The sequence below is a fragment of the Micromonospora sp. NPDC051296 genome (assembly GCF_040682255.1).
GTDB lineage: Bacteria > Actinomycetota > Actinomycetes > Mycobacteriales > Micromonosporaceae > Micromonospora > Micromonospora craterilacus.
Window position 1 is genome coordinate 1 of record NZ_JBFBAO010000066.1, and the last position, 23,578, is coordinate 23,578.

General features: G+C 72.1%; 17 protein-coding genes. 14 read left to right on the plus strand and 3 right to left on the minus strand.

The window, feature by feature from the left end; all coding sequences use genetic code 11:
- A partial coding sequence (locus AB0M52_RS10300; RefSeq protein WP_363951546.1) for a hypothetical protein occupies positions 1-105 on the minus strand: 105 nt, incomplete at its 3' end.
- Between the two features lie 496 nt (positions 106-601).
- Between AB0M52_RS10300 and AB0M52_RS10305 the strand changes: the two genes are divergently transcribed.
- The 13 genes from AB0M52_RS10305 (at position 602) to AB0M52_RS10365 (ending at position 15,526) form a co-directional block, all read left to right on the plus strand.
- On the plus strand, positions 602-1,780 hold the full coding sequence (locus AB0M52_RS10305; protein WP_363951499.1) for an ROK family protein: 1,179 nt from the start codon (positions 602-604) through the stop codon (positions 1,778-1,780).
- On the plus strand, positions 1,777-3,369 hold the full coding sequence (locus AB0M52_RS10310; RefSeq protein ID WP_363951502.1) for a sugar ABC transporter ATP-binding protein: 1,593 nt from the start codon (positions 1,777-1,779) through the stop codon (positions 3,367-3,369). The genes AB0M52_RS10305 and AB0M52_RS10310 overlap by 4 nt, the downstream gene beginning before the upstream one ends.
- Positions 3,366-4,475, plus strand: a complete 1,110-nt coding sequence (locus AB0M52_RS10315) for an ABC transporter permease (RefSeq protein WP_363951505.1) — start codon at positions 3,366-3,368, stop codon at positions 4,473-4,475. The genes AB0M52_RS10310 and AB0M52_RS10315 overlap by 4 nt, the downstream gene beginning before the upstream one ends.
- 102 nt (positions 4,476-4,577) lie before the next feature.
- Complete coding sequence (locus tag AB0M52_RS10320) at positions 4,578-5,633, plus strand: substrate-binding domain-containing protein (RefSeq protein WP_363951508.1); 1,056 nt, start codon at positions 4,578-4,580, stop codon at positions 5,631-5,633.
- Positions 5,634-5,654: 21 nt separating this feature from the next.
- Entirely contained in the window at positions 5,655-6,863 is a 1,209-nt protein-coding gene (locus AB0M52_RS10325; RefSeq protein ID WP_363951510.1) for a Gfo/Idh/MocA family oxidoreductase, read from the plus strand.
- A gap of 505 nt (positions 6,864-7,368) precedes the next feature.
- On the plus strand, positions 7,369-8,529 hold the full coding sequence (locus tag AB0M52_RS10330; RefSeq protein ID WP_363951513.1) for an inositol-3-phosphate synthase: 1,161 nt from the start codon (positions 7,369-7,371) through the stop codon (positions 8,527-8,529).
- Complete coding sequence (locus AB0M52_RS10335; RefSeq protein WP_363951516.1) at positions 8,513-9,505, plus strand: SCO3242 family prenyltransferase; 993 nt, start codon at positions 8,513-8,515, stop codon at positions 9,503-9,505. The genes AB0M52_RS10330 and AB0M52_RS10335 overlap by 17 nt, the downstream gene beginning before the upstream one ends.
- Entirely contained in the window at positions 9,502-10,392 is an 891-nt protein-coding gene (locus tag AB0M52_RS10340; protein WP_363951519.1) for a sugar phosphate isomerase/epimerase family protein, read from the plus strand. Before AB0M52_RS10335 ends, AB0M52_RS10340 begins: the two co-directional genes overlap by 4 nt.
- 14 nt (positions 10,393-10,406) lie before the next feature.
- A complete protein-coding gene (locus AB0M52_RS10345) occupies positions 10,407-11,027 on the plus strand; it encodes an EboA domain-containing protein (protein WP_363951522.1) in 621 nt (206 codons plus the stop codon).
- On the plus strand, positions 11,027-11,878 hold the full coding sequence (locus tag AB0M52_RS10350; RefSeq protein ID WP_363951525.1) for a TatD family hydrolase: 852 nt from the start codon (positions 11,027-11,029) through the stop codon (positions 11,876-11,878). Before AB0M52_RS10345 ends, AB0M52_RS10350 begins: the two co-directional genes overlap by 1 nt.
- Positions 11,878-13,074: a metabolite traffic protein EboE gene (gene eboE, locus AB0M52_RS10355; RefSeq protein ID WP_363951528.1), complete on the plus strand. Its 1,197-nt coding sequence runs from the start codon at positions 11,878-11,880 to the stop codon at positions 13,072-13,074. Before AB0M52_RS10350 ends, eboE begins: the two co-directional genes overlap by 1 nt.
- Positions 13,074-14,462 (plus strand): nucleotide pyrophosphatase/phosphodiesterase family protein, encoded by a 1,389-nt coding sequence (locus AB0M52_RS10360; protein WP_363951530.1) that lies wholly within the window; start codon positions 13,074-13,076, stop codon positions 14,460-14,462. Before eboE ends, AB0M52_RS10360 begins: the two co-directional genes overlap by 1 nt.
- Positions 14,459-15,526, plus strand: coding sequence for a polyprenyl synthetase family protein (locus tag AB0M52_RS10365; RefSeq protein ID WP_363951533.1), 1,068 nt, complete (start codon positions 14,459-14,461; stop codon positions 15,524-15,526). Before AB0M52_RS10360 ends, AB0M52_RS10365 begins: the two co-directional genes overlap by 4 nt.
- A 106-nt stretch (positions 15,527-15,632) precedes the next feature.
- Here AB0M52_RS10365 and AB0M52_RS10370 read toward each other — a convergent pair whose 3' ends face one another.
- Both AB0M52_RS10370 and AB0M52_RS10375 read right to left on the minus strand, forming a co-directional pair.
- Positions 15,633-19,610, minus strand: a complete 3,978-nt coding sequence (locus tag AB0M52_RS10370) for a hypothetical protein (RefSeq protein ID WP_363951536.1) — start codon at positions 19,608-19,610, stop codon at positions 15,633-15,635.
- A 244-nt stretch (positions 19,611-19,854) separates the two neighbouring features.
- A complete protein-coding gene (locus tag AB0M52_RS10375; protein ID WP_363951539.1) occupies positions 19,855-20,361 on the minus strand; it encodes a hypothetical protein in 507 nt (168 codons plus the stop codon).
- 638 nt (positions 20,362-20,999) lie between these two features.
- Between AB0M52_RS10375 and AB0M52_RS10380 the strand changes: the two genes are divergently transcribed.
- On the plus strand, positions 21,000-23,578 hold a 2,579-nt coding region (locus AB0M52_RS10380), incomplete at its 3' end, for a carbohydrate-binding protein (protein ID WP_363951543.1).

Genomic DNA, 23,578 nt, shown 5'->3' on the forward strand with positions numbered 1-23,578 from the left:
CATGCTGGCCATCACGGCGAGGAGCACCTGCGCGGTGCAGATGTTGCTGGTCGCCTTCTCCCGGCGGATGTGCTGCTCGCGGGCCTGCAACGGGCGTGGCGGCAATTCTGGTGCGGAATTCCAAACCGGCTGGCAGCCGCAGGACGAGACGAGGCGCCAGCCGTTGAGGGCGATCCCGACGGTGCAGTTCCCGAAGGGGTCACCGACTGGTTTGCGCAGCTCGGCCGAGGTGAGGCTGCTGTCGACGACCGGCGCACGCTACCGGCGACGAATTGCAGTCAACGCAACGGCGATGATCGAGATCCGGTCCGTGCGGCCAAATGGTGGCCGCCTCGTGTCGCGGATTCTTCCCGATCGATGAACGTCGTCAGACGCTGTCGTGCCGGCCGGGCGGGGGCGGCTCGGGTGTGTCGCGAGCGGGGGTCGCCGGTGTGGTCCGGAGGGCGACGCCCGCGACGAGGAAGCTTTTGTTCGTCCGGATAAAAGTTCTGTTCAGCATGCGCAAAGGTCTGGACAGGTGGCATGGAAGGCTCCTACTGTGTCGGACACAACACATCGACATTGCGTCGATGTGAACCACTCCGTCGGAGAGGTGGGTCCGGTGCGGACGGTCGATCCCCTGCACGTACGTCTGTTGCGGCTGCTCCGCGACGAGGGAGCGGTATCCCGGGCCGAGCTGGCCGACCGCCTTCAGATGCCGCGCCCGAGGCTGCTGGCCGAGTTGGAGCGCCTGGTGAGCCTCGGCTACGTCGCAGAGGCGGGGCTCGCGGCCTCCCGGGGCGGCCGGCGTTCCACCCTCGTCGAGTTGAGCCCGCACCTGCGCTTCGCCGCCGTCGACCTGGGTGCCAGCTCGATCGACGTGGAGGTGATCAACGGCCGGCTGGAGCCGGTGGCCGCGTACCGGGAGCCGGCCGATATCCGCAACGGCCCGAAGGTGACCCTCCAGCGCGTCAACGAGCTGCTGCACAAGGCTCGGGTGGACGGTGCGTACGAGCGGCTCGACGCGATCGGCGTGGGCGTGCCGGGGCCGGTCAGCTTCCGCGACGGCGTCCCGGTCTCCCCACCGATCATGCCGGGCTGGGACCGCTTCCCGGTCCGCGAGCTGCTCACCAGGGAGCACAGCTGCCCGGCGGTGGTCGACAACGACGTCAACATCATGGCGATCGGGGAGCGGCACGGCGGGGTGGCCCACTCGGTCGAGGACTTCCTCTTCGTCAAGATCGGCACCGGCATCGGGTGCGGGATCTTCCTCAGCGGCGAGGTCTACCGGGGTACCGACGGCTGTGCCGGCGACATCGGCCACATCCAGGTCGACTCGCACGGTCCGATGTGCTCCTGCGGCAACGTCGGCTGTCTTGAGGCGCTGTTCAGCGGCGCCGCCCTGGCCAAGGACGCGACGGCCGCCGCGCGCAGCGGGGGGTCGCCGGCCCTGGCCGACCGGCTCGCCGCCCGGGGTGCGGTGACCGCCGTGGACGTCGCCGAAGGCGCGGTGGAGGGGGATGTCACCTGCATCCAGCTGATCCGCGACGGGGGTCGGCGGGTCGGTGGGGTCCTGGCCGGGCTGGTCAGCTTCACCAACCCGTCGATGATCGTGATCGGCGGTGGGCTGGCCCAGCTCGGGCACATCCTGCTCGCCGAGATCCGCAGCGTCGTCTACCGCCGATCGCTGCCGCTGGCCACCGGCAACCTCCCGGTCGTGCTGTCCGAGCTGGGGCCGCGGGCCGGCGTTGCCGGCGCCTCGGTTCTCGCCAGCGATCTGGCCTTCGCCGAGGCGTCATGACCGAGCAGCCATCCGAGGAGGTCGCCGTGACCGATGCTCCGCTGGTCGAAGCCCCCGCCGACACCGTCGCGGGTGAGGTGGTCCTGCGCCTCACCGACGTGGTGAAGACCTTCCCGGGCGTACGCGCCCTCGACGGGGTGCAGCTGGAGGTGCGCGCCGGCGAGGTGCACTGCCTGCTGGGGCAGAACGGTGCCGGCAAGTCGACCCTGATCAAGGTGTTGGCCGGGGTGCACCGTCCGGACTCGGGGACCGTCGAGTGGCGCGGCGCGCCGACCACCTTCGCCAACCCCCAGGCCGCCATGCGCGCCGGCATCGCCACCATCTACCAGGAGCTGGACCTGGTCGAGGATCTGTCGGTGGCGGAGAACGCCTTCCTCGGCCACGAGCCCCGCCGCTTCGGTTTCGTCCGCCGGGGCCACATGGCCCGGCGGGCCCGGCAGATCCTCGGCCGGCTCGGCCACGCCGAGATCCCGCCTGGCCGGATGGTCCGGGCGCTGCCCGCAGCCGGCAAGCAGGTGGTCAGCATGGCCCGCGCGCTCTCCCACGAGGCTCGGCTGATCATCATGGACGAGCCGAGCGCGGTGCTCGCCCACGACGAGGTGGAGAACCTCTTCCGGATCATCCGCGAGTTGACCGCGCAGGGCATCGCGGTCATCTACATCTCGCATCGGCTGGAGGAGATCCGCGAGATCGGCGACCGGGTGACCGTACTCAAGGACGGCCGGACCACCGCGGCGAACCTGCCGGCCCGCGACACCCCGACCCGCGACCTGGTCTCCCGGATGACCGGCCGGACCATCGAGTACGTCTTCCCGGACCGTCCCGCCGACACCACGGTCGGCGACGAGTTGCTCCAGGTCGACGGGTTGACCCGCGCCAATGAGTTTGCCGACGTGTCGCTCACCGTGCGAGCCGGGGAGATCGTCGGCATCGCCGGGTTGGTCGGTTCCGGCCGTTCCGAGCTGATGGAGACCATCTACGGCGCGCGCCGGGCCGAGGCGGGCACCGTGCGGATGGCGGGCAAGGCGCTGCGCCCGGGCAGTGTCGACGCGGCGGTGCGGGCCGGCATGGGCATGGCCCCCGAGGAGCGCAAGAGCCAGGCACTGCTGCTCGGCGAGCCGATCTACCGCAACATCACGCTGGCCACCTTCGGTCGGTACGCCCGCCTCGGGTTCACCGATGTCGGGGCGGAACGGGCCGCGGCGGACCGGATCGCCGAGAACCTGGAGATGCGCCCGCGCGACGTCCGTCGGGCGGTACGCACCCTCTCCGGCGGCAACCAGCAGAAGGTGGTGGTCGGGCGCTGGCTGCTCGGCGACACCAAGCTGCTGCTGCTCGACGAACCCACCCGGGGCGTGGACGTGGGCGCCCGAGCCGAGCTGTACCAGGTGATCCGGCAGCTCGCCGCTCAGGGCGTCGGGGTGCTGCTGGTTTCCAGCGAGGTGCCCGAGGTGCTCGGTCTGTCCGACCGGGTGCTGGTGATGCGGGAGGGGCGGGTCGTCCGGACGGCCCCGGCCGGCGAACTCGACGAGAACACCGTGCTCGACCTCGTCATGGCGGGGTCGCTGATGGAAGGCGTGACGGCATGAGTGACAGTCCGCCCACCGCGACGCAGTCCCGACCGGTGGATCCGGCCGGGCCGGAGACGGCTGGGGACCAGGGGTTGCCACCCACGCCGGCCGGCGGCCGGCTCTCCTGGTGGCAGGGGGAGGGCGGCGAGGGCGCGCGGCGCAACCTCGCCCTGATCGGGGTGCTGGTGGCGCTGATCGTGATCGGTGCCGCCACCCGGTCCGATCTCTACTCCAACCCAGACTGGGTCTGGGCCAACATACTCAGCATCCTCAAGCTCGCCTCGGTGGTCGGTGTGGTCACCGTCGGGATGACCTTTGTGATCATCGGCGGCGGCATCGATCTCTCGGTCGGCGCGATCGTCGCGTTGGCCGGGGTCTGGTGTACGACGGTCGCCACCCAGAGCTTCGGCGCGGGCGGCATGATCTTCACGGCGATCGTGGTCGGGGTGGCGGTCGGCCTGGTCAACGGGACGCTCATCGCGTACGGGCGGCTGGTGCCGTTCATCGCCACGCTGGCCATGCTGGTCGCGGCCCGGGGGCTGGCCGCCGAGATCTCCGGCAAGCAGACCCAGATCTCGAACAACGACACCATCAACGGCATCGCCAGCAACAACCTGCTCGGCATCCCGCTGCTGGTCTACATCCTGGCCGCCGTCGTCGCCGCCGGGTGGGTGCTGCTCAACCGCACCACCTTCGGCCGGCGGACGGTCGCCGTCGGCGGCAACCCGGAGGCCGCGCGGCTGGCCGGCATCAACGTCAAGCGGCACACCCTGATGCTCTACGCGCTCTCCGGACTCTGCTGCGGCATCGCCGCCATCATGCTCACCGCCCAGGCCACCTCGGCCCAGGCGGCGATGGCAAACCTCTACGAGCTGGACGCGATCGCCGCCGTGATCATCGGTGGCACGCTGCTCAGCGGCGGGCGCGGAACCATCATCGGCTCCCTGCTCGGTGTGATCATCTTCGCCACCATCACCAACCTCTTCGCGATCAACGGCCTCACCACCGAGGCGCAGAACATGGTCAAGGGCGGCATCATCGTCGCCGCCGTCTTGGTCCAGCAGGTCCAGTTCCGCAGCCTCACCCAGTTCTTCCGCCGCAACAACCGGCTCACCACCACCTGACCCTCTCGCAACTCCGCACCACACCGGGCCACCCGAGCAGACGACGGTGGCCGGGTCGCGCACACCCAATTTCCCTCCATCACCTGAAACCAGGAGGTCGTCATGACCCAGCACAGTCGCGACATGTCGCGGCGCCGGCTGCTCTTCGGCGGGGCGGCCGTCGGAGCCGGCGTAATCCTCGCCGGGTGCACCAGCAACGAGCAGCAGACGCCGACCGAGGCGCAGACCAAGGCAGCCGAGACCGGCGGCAACGCCGAGCCCGGCAAGGCGGTGACGATCGGCTTCTCCGCGCCGGCCGCCGACCACGGCTGGATCGCCGCGATCACGAACAACGCCAAGGCGCAGGCGGCGGCGTACTCCGACGTGACGTTCAACACGGTCGAGGCCGGCGCGGACGCGGCGGCCCAGCGCGCGGCGCTGTCCACCCTGATCTCCCAGAAGCCCGACGTGATCGTGTTGTTGCCGCACGACGGCAAGGAACTCAACTCGTTCGGCCTGGAGGCGATGCAGGCCGGCATCCCGGTGGTCAACCTGGACCGGGCCTTCCCGGACGCCAAGGCGTACCGGTTGCAGATCAAGGGTGACAACTACGGCATGGGCGTCTCCGCCGCCACCTTCATCGTCGAGCAGCTCAAGGCCAAGAACGTGAGCAACCCGGTGATCGCCGAGATCGCCGGGATCGACTCGCTGGAGCTGACCCAGGAACGCTCCAAGGGCTTCGCCGACACCCTGGCCCAGCACGGCCTGCGAGTGCAGAACCGCCGGGCGGCCGAGTTCACCGTCGACTCCGGGCAGCGGGAGGCGAGCCAGCTGCTCCAGGCCCTGCCGAGGATGGACGCGCTCTGGAACCACGACGACGACCAGGGCGTCGGCGTGCTGGCCGCGATCAGCCAGGCCAACCGCAGCGAGTTCTTCATGGTCGGCGGCGCCGGCTCGAAGAAGGCGATGGAGGACATCCAGGCGGACAGCACGGTGCTCAAGGCGACGGTGACCTACAGCCCGTCGATGGCCTCCTCGGCGATCTCGCTGGCCCGGCTGATCGGCCAGGGCCGGGGGATGTCCGACCTGGTGGAGCTCCAGGTGCCCAAGGAGATCGTCCTCGCCTCCGAGACGATCACCAAGGAGAACGCGAGCGACTACCTGAAGCTCGGGTTCTGACACAACGGGGGGAGACCCACCTTGTCCACGACAGACAGGCAGCTGCGGGTCGGCATGGTCGGCTACGCGTTCATGGGCGCCGCGCACTCACAGGCGTGGCGCACCGTGAACCGGGTTTACGACCTGCCGGCACGGGCCCGGATGGTGCTCGTCGCCGGGCGTGACCCGGGGAAGGTGGCCGAGGCCGCCGACCGGCTCGGCTGGGAGGAGCACACCACGGACTGGCGGGAGCTGGTGGCCCGGCCGGATATCGACGTTGTCGACATCTGCACACCGGGGGACAGCCACGCCGAGATCGCCCTCGCCGCACTGGCCGCCGGCAAGCACGTGTTGTGCGAGAAGCCGCTGGCCAACACCGTCGCCGAGGCCCGCGAGATGGCCGCTGCGGCGGCCGTCGCCCGAGCCGGCGGCGCGCGGTCGATGTGCGGGTTCAACTACCGGCGGGTGCCAGCGGTGACGCTGATGCGCCAGCTGGTCGCCGACGGGCGGCTCGGCGAGATCCGGCACGTCCGGGCCAGCTACCTGCAGGACTGGATCGTGGACCCGCAGTTCCCGCTGGTCTGGCGGCTGCGCAAGGAAGTATCGGGCTCGGGCGCGTTGGGTGACATCGGTGCGCACATCATCGACCTGACCCAGTACGTCACCGGTCAGCAGATCACCGGCGTCAGTGCGGTGACCGAGACCTTCGTCAAGGAACGGCCGCTGCCGGCCGAGTCGAGCGGGCTGGCCGCACAGGCGGACGGTGCCGGCGCCGCGACCGGCCCGGTCACCGTCGACGACGCGGCGGTCTTCGTGGCCCGGCTCGACGGCGGGGCGCTGGCCACCTACGAGGCGACCCGGTTCGCCACCGGGCGCAAGAACGCTCTGCGAGTGGAGATCAACGGGTCGTTGGGCACCGTCGCCTTCGACCTGGAGCGGCTCAACGAACTGGAGTTCTACGACGCGACGCTACCTGTCGCCGAGCAGGGCTTCAGCCGGATCCTGGTGACCGAGGGCGAGCACCCGTACCTGTCGGCCTGGTGGCCGCCGGGCCACATCATCGGGTACGAGCACTCCTTCACCCACCAGATGCGCGACTTCATCGAGGCGGTGGCGGCCGGCGTCGATCCGACGCCCTCCTTCGCCGAGGCGTTGCAGGTGCAGCTGGTGCTGGACGCGGTGGTCCGGTCGGCCGAACGGGGGTCCTCGTGGGCCGACGTGGAGCCGACGCTGGCGACGGTCGCCGCCTGAGCCACCTCCGGTACCGACCGGCGAGGGCCGGCCGCGGTTGCGCCCCGCGGCCGGTACGGGTCGGGACCGGAGGTCGTGCCCACGGGCCACCCGGCCCGGTGGCACGAGCAATGCGGTCGTCCGGTGCGGCCGGACCGGGATTCCCCGGCCGTACCGGAGGACCGCCGCCCCGGCGGCCCCAGCGCCGCCACACCGACCTCAGCCGCCTTCGGGCGGTCCGTGTTTGACGAGTCGTCCGGTCGGGCGCGCCGCGTGCCGGCCGGCCGGATGCGGGGCAGGCAGGGGCGAGACGCCGACCGCCCCTGCCTGCCAGCCCCGTCCGTCCGCACCCGCTCCGGGTCGCCGGTCCGGCGGCGTCGCCGCCGACTTCGGCGCCGGCCGGTGAGTATTCCACCGGGGCGGACGGCGGACGGGGCGCATCCGCACAAAGGGTATCTTTCGGAACGATCTTCTGATATCCATGTAGTTCTATGCAGGCCGGTTTCCCCGACCGGGAAGGAGTGCCATGCGTACGGGTGTCTGGCTGGTGGGAGCGCGCGGTTCGGTCGCGACCACCAGCATCGTGGGGGCGCTCGCCCTGCGGGCCGGGTTGACCGGACCGACCGGGTGCGTCACCGAGCTGCCCGAGGTGCGTGGTCCGGCCCTGCCGGCCTTCGCCGACCTGGTATTCGGCGGGCACGACGTGGTCACCACCCCGCTCGCCAAGCGCGCCGAGGCGCTCGCTACCGCTGGCGTGCTGCCGGCCCGCCTGGTCGCCGCACTGCCCGAGGAGCTGGCCGAGGTCGAGCGGGAACTGCGGCCCGCGCCGAACACCGGGAGCCAGGCCGACCGGGCCGCCGCGATCGGCCGCGACCTCACCGAGTTCCGGCAGCGGCACGGGCTGGCCCGGGTCGTGGTGGTCAACGTCGCGGCCACCGAACCGGCGCCCGGCCCGCACCCCGCGCACGCCGACCCGGACGCCCTGCGGGCCGCCCTCAGCGGCCCCGACGAGGTGCTGCCGCCCAGCTCGTTGTACGCGTACGCGGCGGTGACGGCGGGCTGCCCGTACGTCGACTTCACCCCGTCGACCGGGCTGCGGCTGCCGGCGTTGACCGCGCTGGCCGACGCCCACCGGGTGCCGTACGCGGGGCACGACGGCAAGACCGGGGAGACCCTGCTCAAGTCGGTGCTCGCCCCGATGTTCGCGATGCGCCACCTCACCGTCCGGTCCTGGTCCGGGCTCAACCTGCTCGGCGGGGGCGACGGCGCCACCCTGGCCGACCCGGCCGCCAACGCCGCCAAGGTGCGCAGCAAGCAACGGGTGCTCGGCGAGACGCTCGGCTACCTGCCGCAGGGCGACACCCGGATCGAGTACGTCGAGGAACTGGGCGACTTCAAGACCGCCTGGGACCTGGTCACCTTCGCCGGGTTCCTGGGCACCGGGATGCGCCTGGAGTTCACCTGGCACGGCTGCGACTCGGCACTGGCCGCCCCGCTCGTGCTCGACCTGGCCCGGCTCACCGCCGCCGCGCACGCCGCCGGCCACACCGGCCCCCTGGCCGACCTCGCCTTCTTCTTCAAGGACCCGCTCGACAGCACCACCGGATCGCTCGCCGACCAGTGGACCCGGCTGTGCGCGTTCGCCCGTCAGTTGCACGGCGGAGGTGCCGATGCCACGCATGGCTGACCTCGCCGAGCTGGTCCGGGCCCCGGCCGCGCTCTCGGTGCCGGGGGACGTGGTCGCCGGCGCCGCGGCGGCGGGCGCGCTCGGCCCGCGTACGCCGGCCCTCGCCGCCGCGTCGGTGCTGCTGTACTGGGCCGGCATGGCCGCCAACGACTGGGCGGACCGCGGGCTGGACGCCGTCGAGCGCCCGGAGCGGCCGATCCCCAGCGGCCGGGTCGCCCCCGGGCTCGCCGTCGGCCTCGCGGCCGGTCTCACCGCCGCCGGCGTCGGGCTGGCCGCCGCGGCCGGCGGCCGTCGCGCCGCCGCCGTCGCGCTGCCGCTCGCCACGGCCGTCTGGGGGTACGACCTGGCGGCCAAGAACACCGCCGCCGGGCCGGCCGTGATGGCCGCCTGCCGCGGGCTGGACGTGCTGCTCGGCGCGGCCAACGGGCGGCCGGTGCGGGCGCTGCCGGCGGCGGTCACCGTCGCCGCGCACACCTGGACCGTCACTGCCCTCTCCCGCCGCGAGGTCGGCGGCGCCGACCGCGCCCTGCCACTGCGTACCCTCGCCGGCACCGCCCTGGTCGCGGCGAGCGCCGCGATCCCGCCCGCCGTCGGCCGGCGCCGCGGCGCGGCAGCACCCGGCGGCGTGCGTACCGGCCCCGGCACCGCATCCGCCCCGGCGGAGGCGGTCGGCCCGCTCGCCCGGATCTTCCCTCGGTCCGGAGCCGGGGAACGCCGGGTCGTCGGCGCCGTGGCGGTGGCCCTGCCCGCCGTCCTCGCCGGCTGGTACGCCGCCCGGTACGGCACCGCGCAGGCCCGGGTGGTCGCCCGGCCCACCGCCGGGCGGGTCCGGGCGGCGGTGGGCGCCGGCATCACCGGCCTGCCCGCGTTGCAGGGCGCGCTGACCGCACGCGCCGGTGCCGGCCTGCTCGGGCTGGCGGTGGCGGCGGCCGCGCCGCTGGGCCGGCGGCTGGCCCGGAAGGTCTCCCCGACATGACCGCCGCCGCCGATTCCGCAGCTCCCGGCCCGGGGGCCGACGGGCTGCGGTTCGGGTACGGCACCAACGGCTTCGCCAATCACCGCCTTGACGACGCGCTCGCGGTCATCGCCGACCTCGGCTACGCCGGGGTCGCGCTCACCCTGGACCACGACCACCTCGATCCGTTCGCGCCCGGGCTGTCCCGGCGGGTCGACGCCGTCGGCCGCCGGCTGGCGGCGCTCGGCCTCGCCGTGGTGATCGAGACCGGCGCCCGGTACCTGCTCGACCCCTGGCACAAGCACGCCCCGACGCTGCTGCACGACGAGCCGGCCCGCCGGGTCGAGTTCCTGCGTCACGCGGTGGCGATCGGCGCGGACCTCGGAGCCGAGGCGGTCTCCTTCTGGGCCGGTGTGCGGCCCGACTCCGTCCCACCGGCGGTGGCCTGGGACCGTCTGGTGGCCGGCTGCGCAACGGTGGTGGCGGCGGCCGACGTCGCCGGGGTGACCCTGGGCTTCGAGCCCGAGCCGGGCATGCTGGTCGAGGACATCGCCGGCTGGCGTCGGCTGTCCGCGGCGCTGGGCACACCGGCCCGCCTGGGCATCACCCTCGACATCGGACACTGCCGCTGCCTGGAACCGCAGCCGGTGCCCGACTGCGTCCGCGCGGTCGCCGCACACCTGGTCAACGTGCAGATCGACGACATGCGGCGAGGCGTGCACGAGCACCTGGAGTTCGGCGCGGGCGAGATCGACTTTCCGCCGGTACTGGCCGCGCTGCGCGAGGTCGGCTACCGGGGTCTGGTCGCGGTCGAGCTGCCCCGCCACTCGCACGCCGCACCGGCCGTGGCCGCCCGGTCGCTGGACTTCCTCCGCGCCGCGGCCGGCGGCAGCACAGGCAGCAACTGAGGAAGGAGACGGCGATGACACCGGACGAACTGCGGGCGGCCCTGCGAGGCGTACCCGACCCGGAATGGCTGGCGGCGGCGCTGCACCGCATCGCGTTCGAGCCGGCGACGATCACGACCTTCTTCGCGGTCGCCGGCCGGCGCTGCGGTCGGGCCGAGCTGCCCGACCTGCCCGGCTGGACCGCCGACGAGGCGGCCCGCGCGCTGCTGCTGACCGCCCTGCCGGCCGGCCACGCGGGGTGGGCCGAGGCGCTCTACCGCGACGGGGACGCCGCCGAGAAGCGGGCCGTGCTCAAGGCGCTGCCGCTGCTGCCGATCGGTGCGGCCGGGGTGCCGCTGCTGCACGACGCCATCCGCACCAACGACACCCGGCTGGTCGCCGCCGCCCTCGGCCCGTACGCGCACCACCTCGACCCGCCGACGTGGCGGCAGGCCGTGCTCAAGTGCGTCTTCACGGGCGTACCGCTGGCCGTGGTGGCCGACCTCGACGCCCGCGCCGACGGGGAACTGGCGGCGATGCTCGCCGCGCTCGCCGCCGAGCGGCGGGCCGCCGGTCGGACCATGCCCGCCGACGCCACCGAGCTGCTGGATCGACTCAGCGCCCGGGTCGACCAACCGCACCTCAGGGAGGCGTGATGCGCATCTTCGACCCGCACATCCACATGACATCCCGGACCACCGACGACTACGAGCGGATGGCCGCCGCGGGCGTCCGGGCGGTGGTGGAGCCGGCATTCTGGCTGGGCCAGCCGCGCACCAACGTCGGCTCGTTCACCGATTACTTCGACTCGCTGGTCGGCTGGGAGCCGTTCCGGGCCGGGCAGTTCGGGGTACGCCACCACGCCACGGTCGCGCTCAACCCCAAGGAGGCCAACGACCCGCGCTGCCGGCCGGTGCTCGACGTGCTGCCCCGCTACCTGGAGAAGGACGGCGTGGTGGCGGTGGGCGAGATCGGGTACGACTCGATGACGCCCGAGGAGGACGCCGCCTTCGCCGCGCAGCTCGCCCTGGCCGTGGCGCACGACCTGCCGGCGCTGGTGCACACCCCGCACCGGGACAAGGCCCGGGGCGTCGAGCGCAGCCTCGCCGTAGTCGCCGAGTCCGGCATCGAGCCGGGCCGGGTGGTGCTCGATCACCTCAACGAGGTGACCGTGAAGCTGGTCCGGGACACCGGTTGCTGGCTCGGCTTCTCCATCTACCCCGACACCAAGATGTCCCCACCCCGGATGGTCGAGCTGCTCAAGGCGTACGGGACGGAGCGGATGCTGGTCAACTCGGCCGCCGACTGGGGGCGCTCCGACCCGCTGCTCACCCGGGCCACCGGCGAGGCGATGCTGCTCGCCGGGTTCACCGACGAGGACGTCGACCGGGTGCTCTGGCGTAACCCGGTCGAGTTCTACGGGCAGTCCGGGCGGCTCGACCTGAGCGACGAGGACGCCGCGGAGCCGACCTTCGCCGGCAACTCGATCCTGCGCGGTGGCAGCTGATGCGGCTGCGGCACCCCGGCGGGCGCACCGTCCACCTCGGGTACTGCACCAACGTGCACCCCGCCGAGGACCTCGCCGGCATCCTCGCCCAACTCGACCGCTACGCGGTGCCGGTCCGCGCGGCGCTCGGCACCGACCTGCTCGGCCTCGGCCTGTGGCTGGCCGCCCCGGTCGCCGCCGAGCTGGCCGCCGACCCCGGAGCCCGCCGCCGGTTGCGTACCGAGCTGACCGTACGTGGCCTGGAGGTGGTCACCCTCAACGGCTTCCCGTACGCGGCCTTCCAGGCGCCCGTGGTCAAGGGCGCGGTGTACCAGCCGGACTGGACCACCGCCGAGCGGCTCGGGTACACCCTGGACCTGGCTCGGGTCCTCGCCGACCTGCTGCCGGACGACGCCGCCCGCGGCTCGGTCTCCACCCTGCCGCTGGCCTGGCGGCAGCCCTGGGACAGCACCCGGGCGGACGCCGCCCGCCGCCGGCTCGACCAGCTCGCCGCCGGGCTCGCCGCCGTCGAGCGGGACACCGGACGGCCGGTGCGGGTCGGCTTCGAACCGGAGCCCGGCTGCGTCGTCGAGAGCACCGCGCAGGCGGTGACCGCGCTGTCCGGCATGGACACCGGGCGGCTCGGGATCTGCCTGGACCTCGCCCACCTCGCCTGTGCCTGGGAGGAGCCCACCGCCGCCCTCGACCGGCTGGCGGCGGCCGGCCTGCCGGTGGTGAAGGTGCAGGTGTCCGCCGCGCTGGAGGCCGCCGACCCGGCCGGTGACGCCGGTACGTTGCACCGCTGGGTCGAGCCGCGTTTCCTGCACCAGACCCGCGCCGCCGGCTGCGCCGGCGCGACGGCCACCGGCCCGGCGGATCCGGCCTGGGCGGCCGACGACCTGGACGGCGCGCTCGCCGCGGCTCTGCCGGGCCCGTGGCGGGTGCACTACCACGTGCCGCTGCACGCGCCACCCGAGCCGCCGCTGGGCTCGACCCTGCCGGTGCTGCGCGCCGCGCTGGCCGCGCTGCTCGCCGGGGCCGACGCCGGCTGCGACCACCTCGACGTCGAGACGTACACCTGGGGGGTGCTGCCGGCGGAGCGGCGCCCCCGCACCGACGCCGACCTGGCCGCCGGGATCGCCGCCGAGCTGGCCTTCGCCCGCGACGAGCTGGTCACCCTCGGCCTGACCCCGACCGGAAGCGAGGTGGCGGTCTGATGAGCAGACGCCTGGTGGTGCTGGACGTGGTGGGGCTGACCCCGCGCCTGCTGGCGCACATGCCCCGGCTGCGCGCGGTGGCCGACACCGGCTTCCGCGCCGAGCTGGGTACGGTGCTGCCGGCGGTGACCTGCTCGGTGCAGTCGACCTTCCTCACCGGTGCCCGCCCCACCGACCACGGGATCGTCGGCAACGGGTGGTACTTCCGGGACCTCGGCGAGGTGTTGCTGTGGCGGCAGCACCACGCGCTGGTCGGCGGGGAGAAGCTGTGGCAGGCCGCCCGCCGGGTGGAGCCCGGCTACACGGTGGCGAACGTCTGCTGGTGGTACGCGATGGGCGCGGACGTGGACTGGACCGTCACCCCGCGTCCGGTGTACCACGCCGACGGCCGCAAGGATCCGGACTGCTACACCGATCCGCCGGAGCTGCACGACACGCTCACCAACGCGCTGGGCACCTTCCCGCTGTTCACCTACTGGGGGCCGGGCGCCGGGCTGCCCTCGTCCCGGTGGATCTGCCGGGCGGCCGAGCAGATCCTCGCCGAGCAGTCGCCCGACCTGACCCTGGTCTACGTCCCGCACCTGGACTATGACCTGCAACGCTTCGGTGCGTCCTCGCCCCGGGCCGCCGCCGCGGCAGCCGAGCTGGACGGCGTGCTCGCCCCGCTGCTGGACGCCGCGCAGGCCCGGGACGCCACGGTGGTGGTGCTGTCGGAGTACGGCATCACCGACGTCTCCCGGCCGGTCGACATCAACCGGCTGCTGCGCGCCGAAGGGCTGCTGCGGGTGTACACGCAGGCCGGGATGGAGTACCTCGACCCGTGGACCTCGCGGGCGTTCGCCGTCGCCGACCACCAGGTCGCCCACGTGTACGTGCGGGACCCGGCGGACGTGCCGGCGGTGGCGAAGCTCTGCGCCGGGTTGCCCGGGGTGGCCGAGGTGCTGGACGCGGCCGGCAAGGCGGCGCACGGGTTGGACCACCCGCGCGCCGGTGAGCTGGTGCTGGTGGCCGAGCCGGACGCCTGGTTCACGTACTACTACTGGCTGGACGACGCCCGCGCGCCGGACTTCGCGCGACTGGTCGAGATCCACCGCAAGCCCGGGTACGACCCGGCGGAGCTGTTCTTCGACCCGGCCGGTCCGGGCTCGGCTAAGCGGCGCGCCGCCGTCGCACTGGCCCGCAAGAAGCTGGGGATGCGGTACCTGATGAGCGTGGTCGGGCTGGATGCCGGGGCACGGGCGGTCCGGGGCTCGCACGGCAGACTGCCGGCCGACCCCGCGGACGGGCCGGTCCTGCTCTGCTCCGACCCGTCCGCGGCCCGGGAGCGGATCGCGGCCACGGAGGTGAAGGGGCTGCTGCTGGAGCTGGCCGGGTTGGAGGGGCGATGACCGTCACGGTGGCGCCGACCGACGTGCACGGGCTGCGGGCCCGGTTCGACGCCGAGTTGACCGCCTTCCTCGACCGGCAGGACCCGGACTGGCCGGACGGCGCGCCACGCGGCGTCTTCACCACGCTGCACCGGTTCGTGCTGGCCGGCGGCAAGCGGCTGCGCCCGCTCTTCTGCTACTGGGGCTGGCGGGGCGCGGGCGGTCCGGACGGCACCCCGATCGTGGCCGCCGCCGCGGCGCTGGAGCTGTTCCACGCGTTCGCGCTGATCCACGACGACATCCTCGACGGCAGCGACCAACGCCGGGGGGAACCCTCGGTGCACCGGATCTTCGCCGACCTGCACAGTCGCTCTTCCTGGCGGGGCGACCCCGAGGCGTACGGGCGCAACACCGCCCTGCTCTGCGGTGACCTCTGCGCGGCCTGGTCGGACCAGATGTTCCACGAGTGCGGGCTGAGCGCCGAGGCGGTGCACCGGGGGTACGCCGTCTTCGCGTTGATGCGTACCGAGGTGATCGCGGGGGAGTACCTCGACCTGGTGTCCGGGGTGGGTGACGGATCGGTGGCCAGCGCGCTGACCGTGATCCGGATGAAGGCGGCCCGCTACACGGTCACCCGGCCGTTGCAGATCGGTGCCACGCTGGCCGGGGCGGCGCCGGAGCTGGTCGCCGCGCTGGCCGAGTTCGGTGATCCGCTGGGCGACGCCTTCCAGTTGCGCGACGACGTGCTCGGGGTCTTCGGCGATCCGGCGGTCACCGGCAAGTCCATCCTCGATGACCTGCGCGAGGGCAAGCCGACCGTGATGATGGCACTGGCCCGCGACGCCGCCGACCGGGCCCAGAGCGCGCGACTGCGGGAGTTGTTCGGCAACCCCGACCTGGACGCGGACGGCGCGGCCGAGCTGCGGCAGATCATCGAGAGCACCGGCGCCCGCGACAAGATCGAGCAGATGATCCAGGTCCGCGCCGAGGAGGCGCTGGCCACCCTGGCGCACACCGCGGTGACACCGGAGAGCCGGGTGGCGTTGACCGAGCTGGCCAACCAGGCGATCGACCGACAGCGCTGACCTGGCGGCCGGGGCGAGCCACTGCGGCCCCGGCCCGGCCGGCGGTCCGGCAGCAACGAGACGGGTGGGCCCGCTGGTCGCGGACCCACCCACCCCCGCCCGGTCGTCAGAGACCGAGGTTACGCAGCTCCCGGTTGAGCGCCCGAGCGTAGTTGCTGGCACCACTGATCTTCGGGTGGAACGACTGCTGAGACGGGTTCATGGTCTGTGAATGGTCCTCACCCGCCGTCTTGGCCGCGACGATGCCGTGGATGGTCTCCGGGTTGCCGCAGACCCCCTGACCGGCGAAGTCGCCGTTGAGAATCGGGTCGACGAAGCGGACCCGGCCGCTGCTGCTGTTCGCCGCAACCGCGACTTCACCCAGCACGTCCGCCAACTCGATGGCCAACTGGTTCATCCAGCTGGCTTCCGAGTCGCTGATCCCGTAGCCGAGCCACTCGACACAGTTGGCGTTGTTCGACAACAGTTGGGGGTATCCCATGAGCATGATCTGGGCGTTCGGGGCCATCAGCCGGATGGCGCGGAGCACCGTCGCGACCGACCGCCGGCCTTCCTGGTCCATCAGCCGGGGCAGGTGATCGGCGGCCCGGTGTCCGTCGATGTCCGACTCCTGGCAGGGGATGGGCAGCAGGATGCAGTTCTCCAGTGCCTTTGCCCATTCCATGTCGTTGCCGCCGATCGACACGGTGACGAGCGTGGTGTTCTCGTCCAGGAACCCCTTGTCCAGTTGGGACACTTCGCGGCCGTGCTGCCGGGCCGTGGTGCCCCAGGCGGTCTCGAAGGGCGCGTTGGTCATCGGGTCGGAGACCTGCACCCCGCTGATCGAGTTCGACCCGCTGGGCAGCAGGTTGTGTGTGCGGGCCCCCGAGCAGGCGATGAGGTGGTAGTCCATCATCGAGTCGAAGGAATCCGACCGCGTCCCGATCGAGCGCTGCTGCGGGTCGTCCCGCAACCACGCCTGCCGTGACCAGGCATGGCGCGAGCGATGACATCCGTTCCGGTTGGCCAGGATCCCGCCGCCGTTGTGGTTGGAGTCGTAGTAGTAGTCAAGCGACGCGTCGGTGGCCGCTCCCTCGCCGGAGGAGAACGATTCCCCGAGCGCGACCACGAAGTTGCGTGGCTTCTGGGTCAGCGGCACGATGGCGATGGCGTCCCACGCCACGTTCTCGACACCGACGTTCGAGTTCTGGGTGATATTGCTCAGTGACACCTGAGGGACTCCGTTGAACTGGAACGTGCCCAGCGGCACCCACCTGTTGGTGCCCTGACGCTGGCCCACCACCCGGGTCTTGTAGCGGTTGCTGCTGATGTTCGCCCCGCGGTCGACGGTGTAGTGCGCCTGTTGACTGTGCGCGCCGTGACTCGGCATGTGCACGAACACCCGCGCCCACTGGTTGAGGCTGCGGCCGAGCCGCCAGGTTCCCGTCACCTTGAGGCGGTCGGCCGCCTCCGTGGCGGCGTTCTGCTCGTGCGCGAACCAGAAGTGTCCGTTCAGGCCGCTGCCGATCTGGTGAAAGTCGATCTTCGATGGGTACAGGCCGGAACTGTTTCCGCTGAACTGGAGATTGAAGGTGCCACTGTTGGTCACCGGAGTGGCGCACGCGTCGGAGCGGACTATCCCGACCGAGTTCGGCTGGTCGTCGACGATCAGCGCCCCGGCCGGCAGGCCGTCGGTCGTGCATCTCGGCGGATAGTGCGTTCCCCGCGCGGGCTCGGCTGCGCCGGGGCTGAACCGCAGGTTCTCGTAGCCGCAGGCCACCTGGCAGCCGGCCTTCCAGTCGACCGGCCAGTGCCACCAGCAGTGGTAGTCGCTGTAGCCGCACGACGTCGAGGTGGCGGTCACCGAGCAGTTGTTCGCGCTGGTGCAGAAGGTGCCCAGCGGCGGCTTGATCGACTGGGTGCGGTGCAGCCGGTCGACCCACCAGGCCTGCAGATAACCGGCGTGGTACTCGTTGGGGTTCCGGAAGTCGTACTTGACGATTGGGTACGCAGCCCAGCCGATCACCTTCTCCGGGTACGACCACTGGTTGGGGCGGGCCGCGTCACCCGGAGACCCGTTGCCCGCATCGCCGTCCAGGAACGGTGTCCGGGTGAAGGGATACTCGGGGTTGGCGATGTTCTGCGACCAGCCCAGGCCCCAGTTGCCGCGGTCGTCGGTGCAGTTCGGCCCCGGCGAACACCCCGTCCCGCCGGTGATGGCCTGCGGGTTGAGCCCGGTGTTGTAGGCCCAGACCGCCGCCCACCAGTTCTCCGGGTTGGCCGGGTCGGCGTCGTTCATGCGGATGCCCAGGTTGTAGGTCTGGTTCCACTTCTCCTGCAGGATGCGCAGCCCCGCGGCGATGTTGGTCGCGTAGTCGATGGCGATGGCCCGCTGCTCGGTCTCCGGGCGGATCACCTCACCCGGCTTTCCCCTGCCGGCCATCCGCATCCCGTCGGTGACCTGGGCGACGCCGTACCCGCAGTCCGCGTCGGCCCAGTTGATGTTCCAGCCCCGCTCGTTCTCGATGCCGTAGTAGTTGCCGACCAACGGGTTGCCGGGCACCCCTTCGAGCGCGTGCCAGCTCGCCTGCCACAGATTCGACTCCTGCGCCAGAATGCCGAGCATGACCTGCCCGGGCACCCGGCCACCGCCCGCCAGCGGGATCGAGGGCAGCATTCCCTGCGGTGACCAGGCCGACAGGCCGGACTGCCGCCAGTTCGTCGGGCGCTGTACGGTCAACGCCCCCTGCACCGCCAGGTTCGCCGCCCATTCCACCTGCCGCCAGTGCGGCTGCTCCACCTGCGTCCGGACGTCGTTACGCGGTACCGAGCAGTAGCGGTCCGTCTCGACGGGCTCGGTCGGCGAGCCGCTGGCCTGCGTGCTCAGCTCACCGGCGGCCCGGTGGGCCCGGCTCAGCTGCGGGTCGCTGCGCTGGCCGCTGTCGGCCAGCCGGCTGGCCCGAGCACCGAGGGCCACCCGGAAGTCGACCTGCTTACCGGTCGCCAACACCTCTGCCCGCAAGCTGACCGGAAGGCCAGACGCCTCGCCGGTCGGCGGTACCGCGGCAGCCGTCCCGTTGGCGACGGGGGCGCGGCGTAGCGCGAGGTGGCCGCGGGTGGACAGCTCGATCGACGGCGGTACTGCCACCCGCTCGACCACCACGGGCAGCGCACCGGTCGACGCGGGCTGCCCGGTCAGGAAGACCCGGCCGCCGGCGCCCCGGGCCAGACCGACCCGGGTCAACGGTCCACGGGCCAACTCCCGCACCTGACCACCGTGCACGCGGCGGGCCAGGGTGGTCTCCTCGTCCGCCGCCTCCAGCCAGCTGATCCCGCCAGCGGAGTCCGGGCGCAGATAGGCGCCGACACCCTGGGTGCGGGCGAGGGTGTGCCGGGAACCGTCACGGTCCAGTCGGAAGATCCGGCCGCCCTCCGCCGCGGCCATGTTGCCACCGTACGGAACCGCCGACGTCACCTGGCCGGATAGTTGCTGCCTCCGGATGACCGTGCCGCGCACCGTGTCGACGAGGTGCACCCGGGTCCGGCCGAGGTCGCTCGCGCCACCCTGCGTCAGGGTGGCGGTCTCACCGTTGCCGCAGCCCGGGTTGTAGTACGCGATGCTGACGTTCAAGCCGAGCTTGGTCACCTTGCCGGTGGCGATGTCGACCACGGCGGAGAACGCACCCCGGTCGAACAGATGGCTCCGGTTGGTGAAGTGCCTCGGCTGGTACACGACCACCGCCCGGCGACCGGACGCGGTCAGACATGCGTTCCCGATCCACTGTTCGCTGTCGATGGTCGGCTCGTTCAGCGTGGCGACGGTCCGCCACGTGTAGCCGGTCCGTTCCTCCGCCACCAACAGGTGGAAACCCCTGCTGTCGCCGGACGTGGTCCAGGCCAGGTCCGTCGATGACCGCCAACCGTCCGGCAGCACGTCGTCGCGCTCCTCGACGGGAACCTGAGTGACCTCCGGCGCGGGCTGCGGGGCGGGATCGACGGCGGCCGGAGGAGGGGCCGGCGTGGCGGGGGCCGGTGCTGGTGCGGCCTGGGTCGGGCCGGCGGTCACCACGTTGAGTCCGGCTGCGGCCAGCAGCGCGGCGGTCACCGCGGCCAGCCTGCGGCGCGGCGGCCCGCCTAAGGTCGGGCCGGCCCAGTAGGGCCTTCGTGTGCGCATTCGCTCCTCTTTCTCGTGGGGATGGACCGCGCCGGAGCCGGCGCGGGGTCGATGGCAGGCGGACCTGCGTCAGATGCGGACCGTGGGACGGACCGCGGGCGGAATCGCTCAGCCGGGCAGGGGCGAACAGCCGGCCGTCCCGGCAACGCCGGGACGTCGGGCGGTCAGATCGCGGTCAGGAAGGGGTGCCGGCAGGGGTGGCCGGTGCCGTCGGCCGCCAGCCGGACGGCACGGCATCCGGCGGGCAGTCGAAGAGTTCCGCCGATACCTTTCGCGGCTGCCCCGGCGAGCGGGTCACCTCGAAGCGGGCGCAGAAGACGTAGAGAGCTTGGTCCTGGGACCAGAGCCAGCCCGAACCGCTGCCCTCCAGGGCCAGCTGTACCTCACCGAGTGAGCCCGTGCCCTCGGCGTCCGGGTTGCGTACGTCTGAACTCAGCTCGCGGGCGTTCGCCTGGACGTTAGCGACGATGTGTTCCAGGATCTCCGGGATGCCAGGTGGCCCGCCGGGCGCCTGCTGGGCCCACTCGGTGGTGTCGGCCGCGACCTGGTCGATGTGGGCCGTCATCTTTTCCCGGGCGTCCTCGTCGGCCGAGTCGACGCAGCCACCGGTCGCCAGCAGGGTCACCGTGCTCAGCAGGGCGACCGTGACCCGTCGCCGGCGTCGCCGGTCGGCACGGAACATGGGCCGGTGCACCTGGCCTCGCCGTACCGCCGTTGCTGATCCCGACCGGACGGGACGGGCCGGCTGCCACCGGTCACCCGCCAGCGAGGAGGTCAGCACTGCCCGGCGTGGAGTTCGGCGCCGGGTTCCCGGTGGGCGCCCGGTGGACGACAGGGCACCACGACCTCGGGTCGCGGTGAGCCCGGCCGCCCGGCATCGGGCGCATATCTGAGTTGACTTTCGAGAAGCCTCACTACTATCCCCCGTTTCGTCGCGTACTGGCATACCCGACAGACAGTGATCCTACTGACGTAGATCACTTTGTCAATCGACGGATCTCGCTTCGCCGGGGCGCTCGGGATCGCCGAACTTTCGATCGTGAAGACGGAAGTTGATGCCCCTGCGCCGGAAGGATATAGACACATCTAAAAACTTAGTTTAATGTCGTCGGCAACACCGAAATGTCACGTCGAGGTGAACCGGCGGCGCGGGAACCCATCGACTGGTGGCCACGACACATGTGGCCCACCATCCATCGGTGGCCATGGCCGACTCGGTACCCCAACCGGCGGCCGACGGCACCCTCCCCGGCTACGGCATCCGGCGCGACGGCGCGCGCCCGCCCTGGCAGTCACTCGTCAGGAAGGGACACCACAGCGATGTCCATCAAGGACACCACCCCACCCCGTCCCCCACGCTGGTTCACCGCCGGCTCGGCGCTGCTCCTGGTCGCCACCGCCGGCACGGTCGCCCTCGGCGCCGGCCCGGCCGCGCTCGGCGGCCCCACCCCGGCCCGGGCCCACCCCATCGTCGCCACCGACTTCCAGCAGGTCACCCTCGCCAAGGGGGTCGCCGAGGTCGGCGAGCCGATGACCATCGCGGTGCTGCCGGACCGCTCGGTCCTGCACACCGCCCGCAACGGCACGGTCCGCCGCACCGACGCGGCCGGCACCACCTCGGTGATCGGCACCATCGCCGTCTACACCCACGACGAGGAGGGGTTGCAGGGCATCGGGGTCGACCCGGGCTTCGCCAGCAACCGGCACATCTTCCTCTACTACGCGCCGCCGCTGTCCACCCCGGCCGGCGACGCCCCGGCGACCGGCACCGACTTCTCCGCCTGGCAGGGGGTCAACCGGCTGTCCCGGTTCACCCTCAACGCCGACTTCACCATCAACCAGGCCAGCAAGGTCGACGTCCTCGACGTCACCGCCGATCGCGGCATGTGCTGCCACGTCGGCGGCGACATCGACTTCGACGCCGCCGGCAACCTGTACCTGTCCACCGGCGACGACACCAACCCGTTCGACTCCGGTGGGTATGCGCCGCTCGACGAGCGGACCAACCGCAACCCGGCGTACGACGCGCAGCGCAGCTCGGCCAACACCAACGACCTACGCGGAAAGATCCTGCGGATCAAGGTCAACGCCAACGGCACGTACGCCATCCCGGCCGGCAACATGTTCGCCCCCGGCACCGCGCGGACCCGCCCCGAGATCTACGCGATGGGCTTCCGCAACCCGTTCCGGATGAGCGTCGACAAGGCGACCGGCATCGTCTACGTCGGCGACTACGGGCCGGACGCGGGCACCACCACCGGCCGCGGCCCCAGCGGGCAGGTCGAGTTCAACCGGGTCACCGGGCCGGGCTTCTACGGCTGGCCGTACTGCACCGGCACCAACACCGCCGCCGAGACGTACGCCGAGTGGGACTTCGCCACCGGCACCGCGGGCCCGAAGTACAACTGCACCGGCGGCGCGACCAACAACTCGTTCCGCAACACCGGTCTGCCCACGCTGCCTGGCGCCAAGCCCTCCTGGATCCGGTACGCCGGCGACGCCGGCAGCCCGCCGGAGTTCGGCGGCGGCTCCGAGTCGCCGATGGGCGGCCCGGTCTACCGGTACAACGCCGCGTCGACGTCGACCACCAAGTGGCCGCAGAGCTTCGACGGTCAGTTCTTCGCCGGCGAGTTCGGCCGGGGCTGGATCAAGCCGATCCACGTCAACGGTGACGGCACGGTGGGTACCATCGACACCTTCCCGTGGAACGGCAAGCAGGTCATGGACATGGCGTTCGGCCCGGACGGCGCGCTCTACGTGCTGGACTACGGCACCGGCTACTTCAACGGCGACGCCAACTCGGCCCTCTACCGCTACGACTACGTCGGCGGCGGCAACCGCGCACCGACGGCGGTGGCCTCGGCGGACAAGACCTCCGGCGTTGCCCCGTTGACCGTGAACTTCTCCTCGGCCGGGTCGTCGGACCCGGAGGGTGGGGCGCTCACCTACTCGTGGGCCTTCGGCGACGGCACCAGCTCGACAGCGGCCAACCCGACCAAGACGTACACCGCCAACGGCAACTACACGGCCACGCTGACCGTACGCGACCCGCAGGGTGCCACCGGCACCGCGAGCGTACGGATCGGGGTCGGCAACACCGCGCCGACGGTCACCATCACCAGCCCCGCCAACGGCCAGCTGTTCAGCTTCGGCGACACCGTGCCGTTCAGCATTACGGTGACCGATCCGGAGGACGGCACGATCGACTGCACCAAGGTCAAGATGACCTACGTCCTCGGTCACGACAGCCACGGCCACCAGATCACCTCGCAGAACGGCTGCTCCGGCGCGATCAGCATCCCGGTCGACGGTGAGCACGACGACGCGGCGAACATCTTCGGGATCTTCGACGCCGAATACACCGACTCGGGTGGCCTGACCACGCACACCCAGCACACCCTCCAGCCCCGCAAGCGGCAGGCGGAGCACTACAAGACCGCCTCGGGCATCGCGACCTTCGACAAGACGACCGCGGAGGGCGGCAAGACCGTCGGCGACATCCACAACGGCGACTGGATCGCCTTCGAGCCGTACCGCATCGGCAACGTGACCTCGTTCAGTGCCCGGGTCTCCTCGGCCGGCGCCGGCGGCACCCTCCAGGTGCGGGCCGGCTCCGCCACCGGCACGGTGCTCGGCTCGGCCACCGTCCCGGTGACCGGAGCGTGGGACACCTTCACCACGGTTACCGGCACCATCACCAACCCGCCCACCGGCACCACCACGCTGTACCTGACCTTCGCCGGATCGGGCACGGGTGCGCTCTACGACCTTGACTCGTTCGCCTTCACCACCGGCAGCGGCGGGACCGGCCCGATCACCGGGCTGGCCGGCAAGTGCCTGGACGTACGCAGCGGAGCCACCGCCGACGGTACGCAGATCCAGATCTACACCTGCAACGG

What these genes read in the sequence shown, in the direction of transcription:
- AB0M52_RS10310 (WP_363951502.1), top strand. Translation starts at nt 1,777, where the DNA reads ATGACCGAGCAGCCATCCGAGGAGGTCGCCGTGACCGATGCTCCGCTG.
- AB0M52_RS10315 (WP_363951505.1), top strand. Translation starts at nt 3,366, where the DNA reads ATGAGTGACAGTCCGCCCACCGCGACGCAGTCCCGACCGGTGGATCCG.
- AB0M52_RS10320 (WP_363951508.1), top strand. Translation starts at nt 4,578, where the DNA reads ATGACCCAGCACAGTCGCGACATGTCGCGGCGCCGGCTGCTCTTCGGC.
- AB0M52_RS10330 (WP_363951513.1), top strand. Translation starts at nt 7,369, where the DNA reads ATGCGTACGGGTGTCTGGCTGGTGGGAGCGCGCGGTTCGGTCGCGACC.
- AB0M52_RS10335 (WP_363951516.1), top strand. Translation starts at nt 8,513, where the DNA reads ATGCCACGCATGGCTGACCTCGCCGAGCTGGTCCGGGCCCCGGCCGCG.
- AB0M52_RS10340 (WP_363951519.1), top strand. Translation starts at nt 9,502, where the DNA reads ATGACCGCCGCCGCCGATTCCGCAGCTCCCGGCCCGGGGGCCGACGGG.
- AB0M52_RS10345 (WP_363951522.1), top strand. Translation starts at nt 10,407, where the DNA reads ATGACACCGGACGAACTGCGGGCGGCCCTGCGAGGCGTACCCGACCCG.
- AB0M52_RS10350 (WP_363951525.1), top strand. Translation starts at nt 11,027, where the DNA reads ATGCGCATCTTCGACCCGCACATCCACATGACATCCCGGACCACCGAC.
- eboE (WP_363951528.1), top strand. Translation starts at nt 11,878, where the DNA reads ATGCGGCTGCGGCACCCCGGCGGGCGCACCGTCCACCTCGGGTACTGC.
- AB0M52_RS10360 (WP_363951530.1), top strand. Translation starts at nt 13,074, where the DNA reads ATGAGCAGACGCCTGGTGGTGCTGGACGTGGTGGGGCTGACCCCGCGC.
- AB0M52_RS10365 (WP_363951533.1), top strand. Translation starts at nt 14,459, where the DNA reads ATGACCGTCACGGTGGCGCCGACCGACGTGCACGGGCTGCGGGCCCGG.
- AB0M52_RS10375 (WP_363951539.1), bottom strand. Translation starts at nt 20,361, where the DNA reads ATGTTCCGTGCCGACCGGCGACGCCGGCGACGGGTCACGGTCGCCCTG.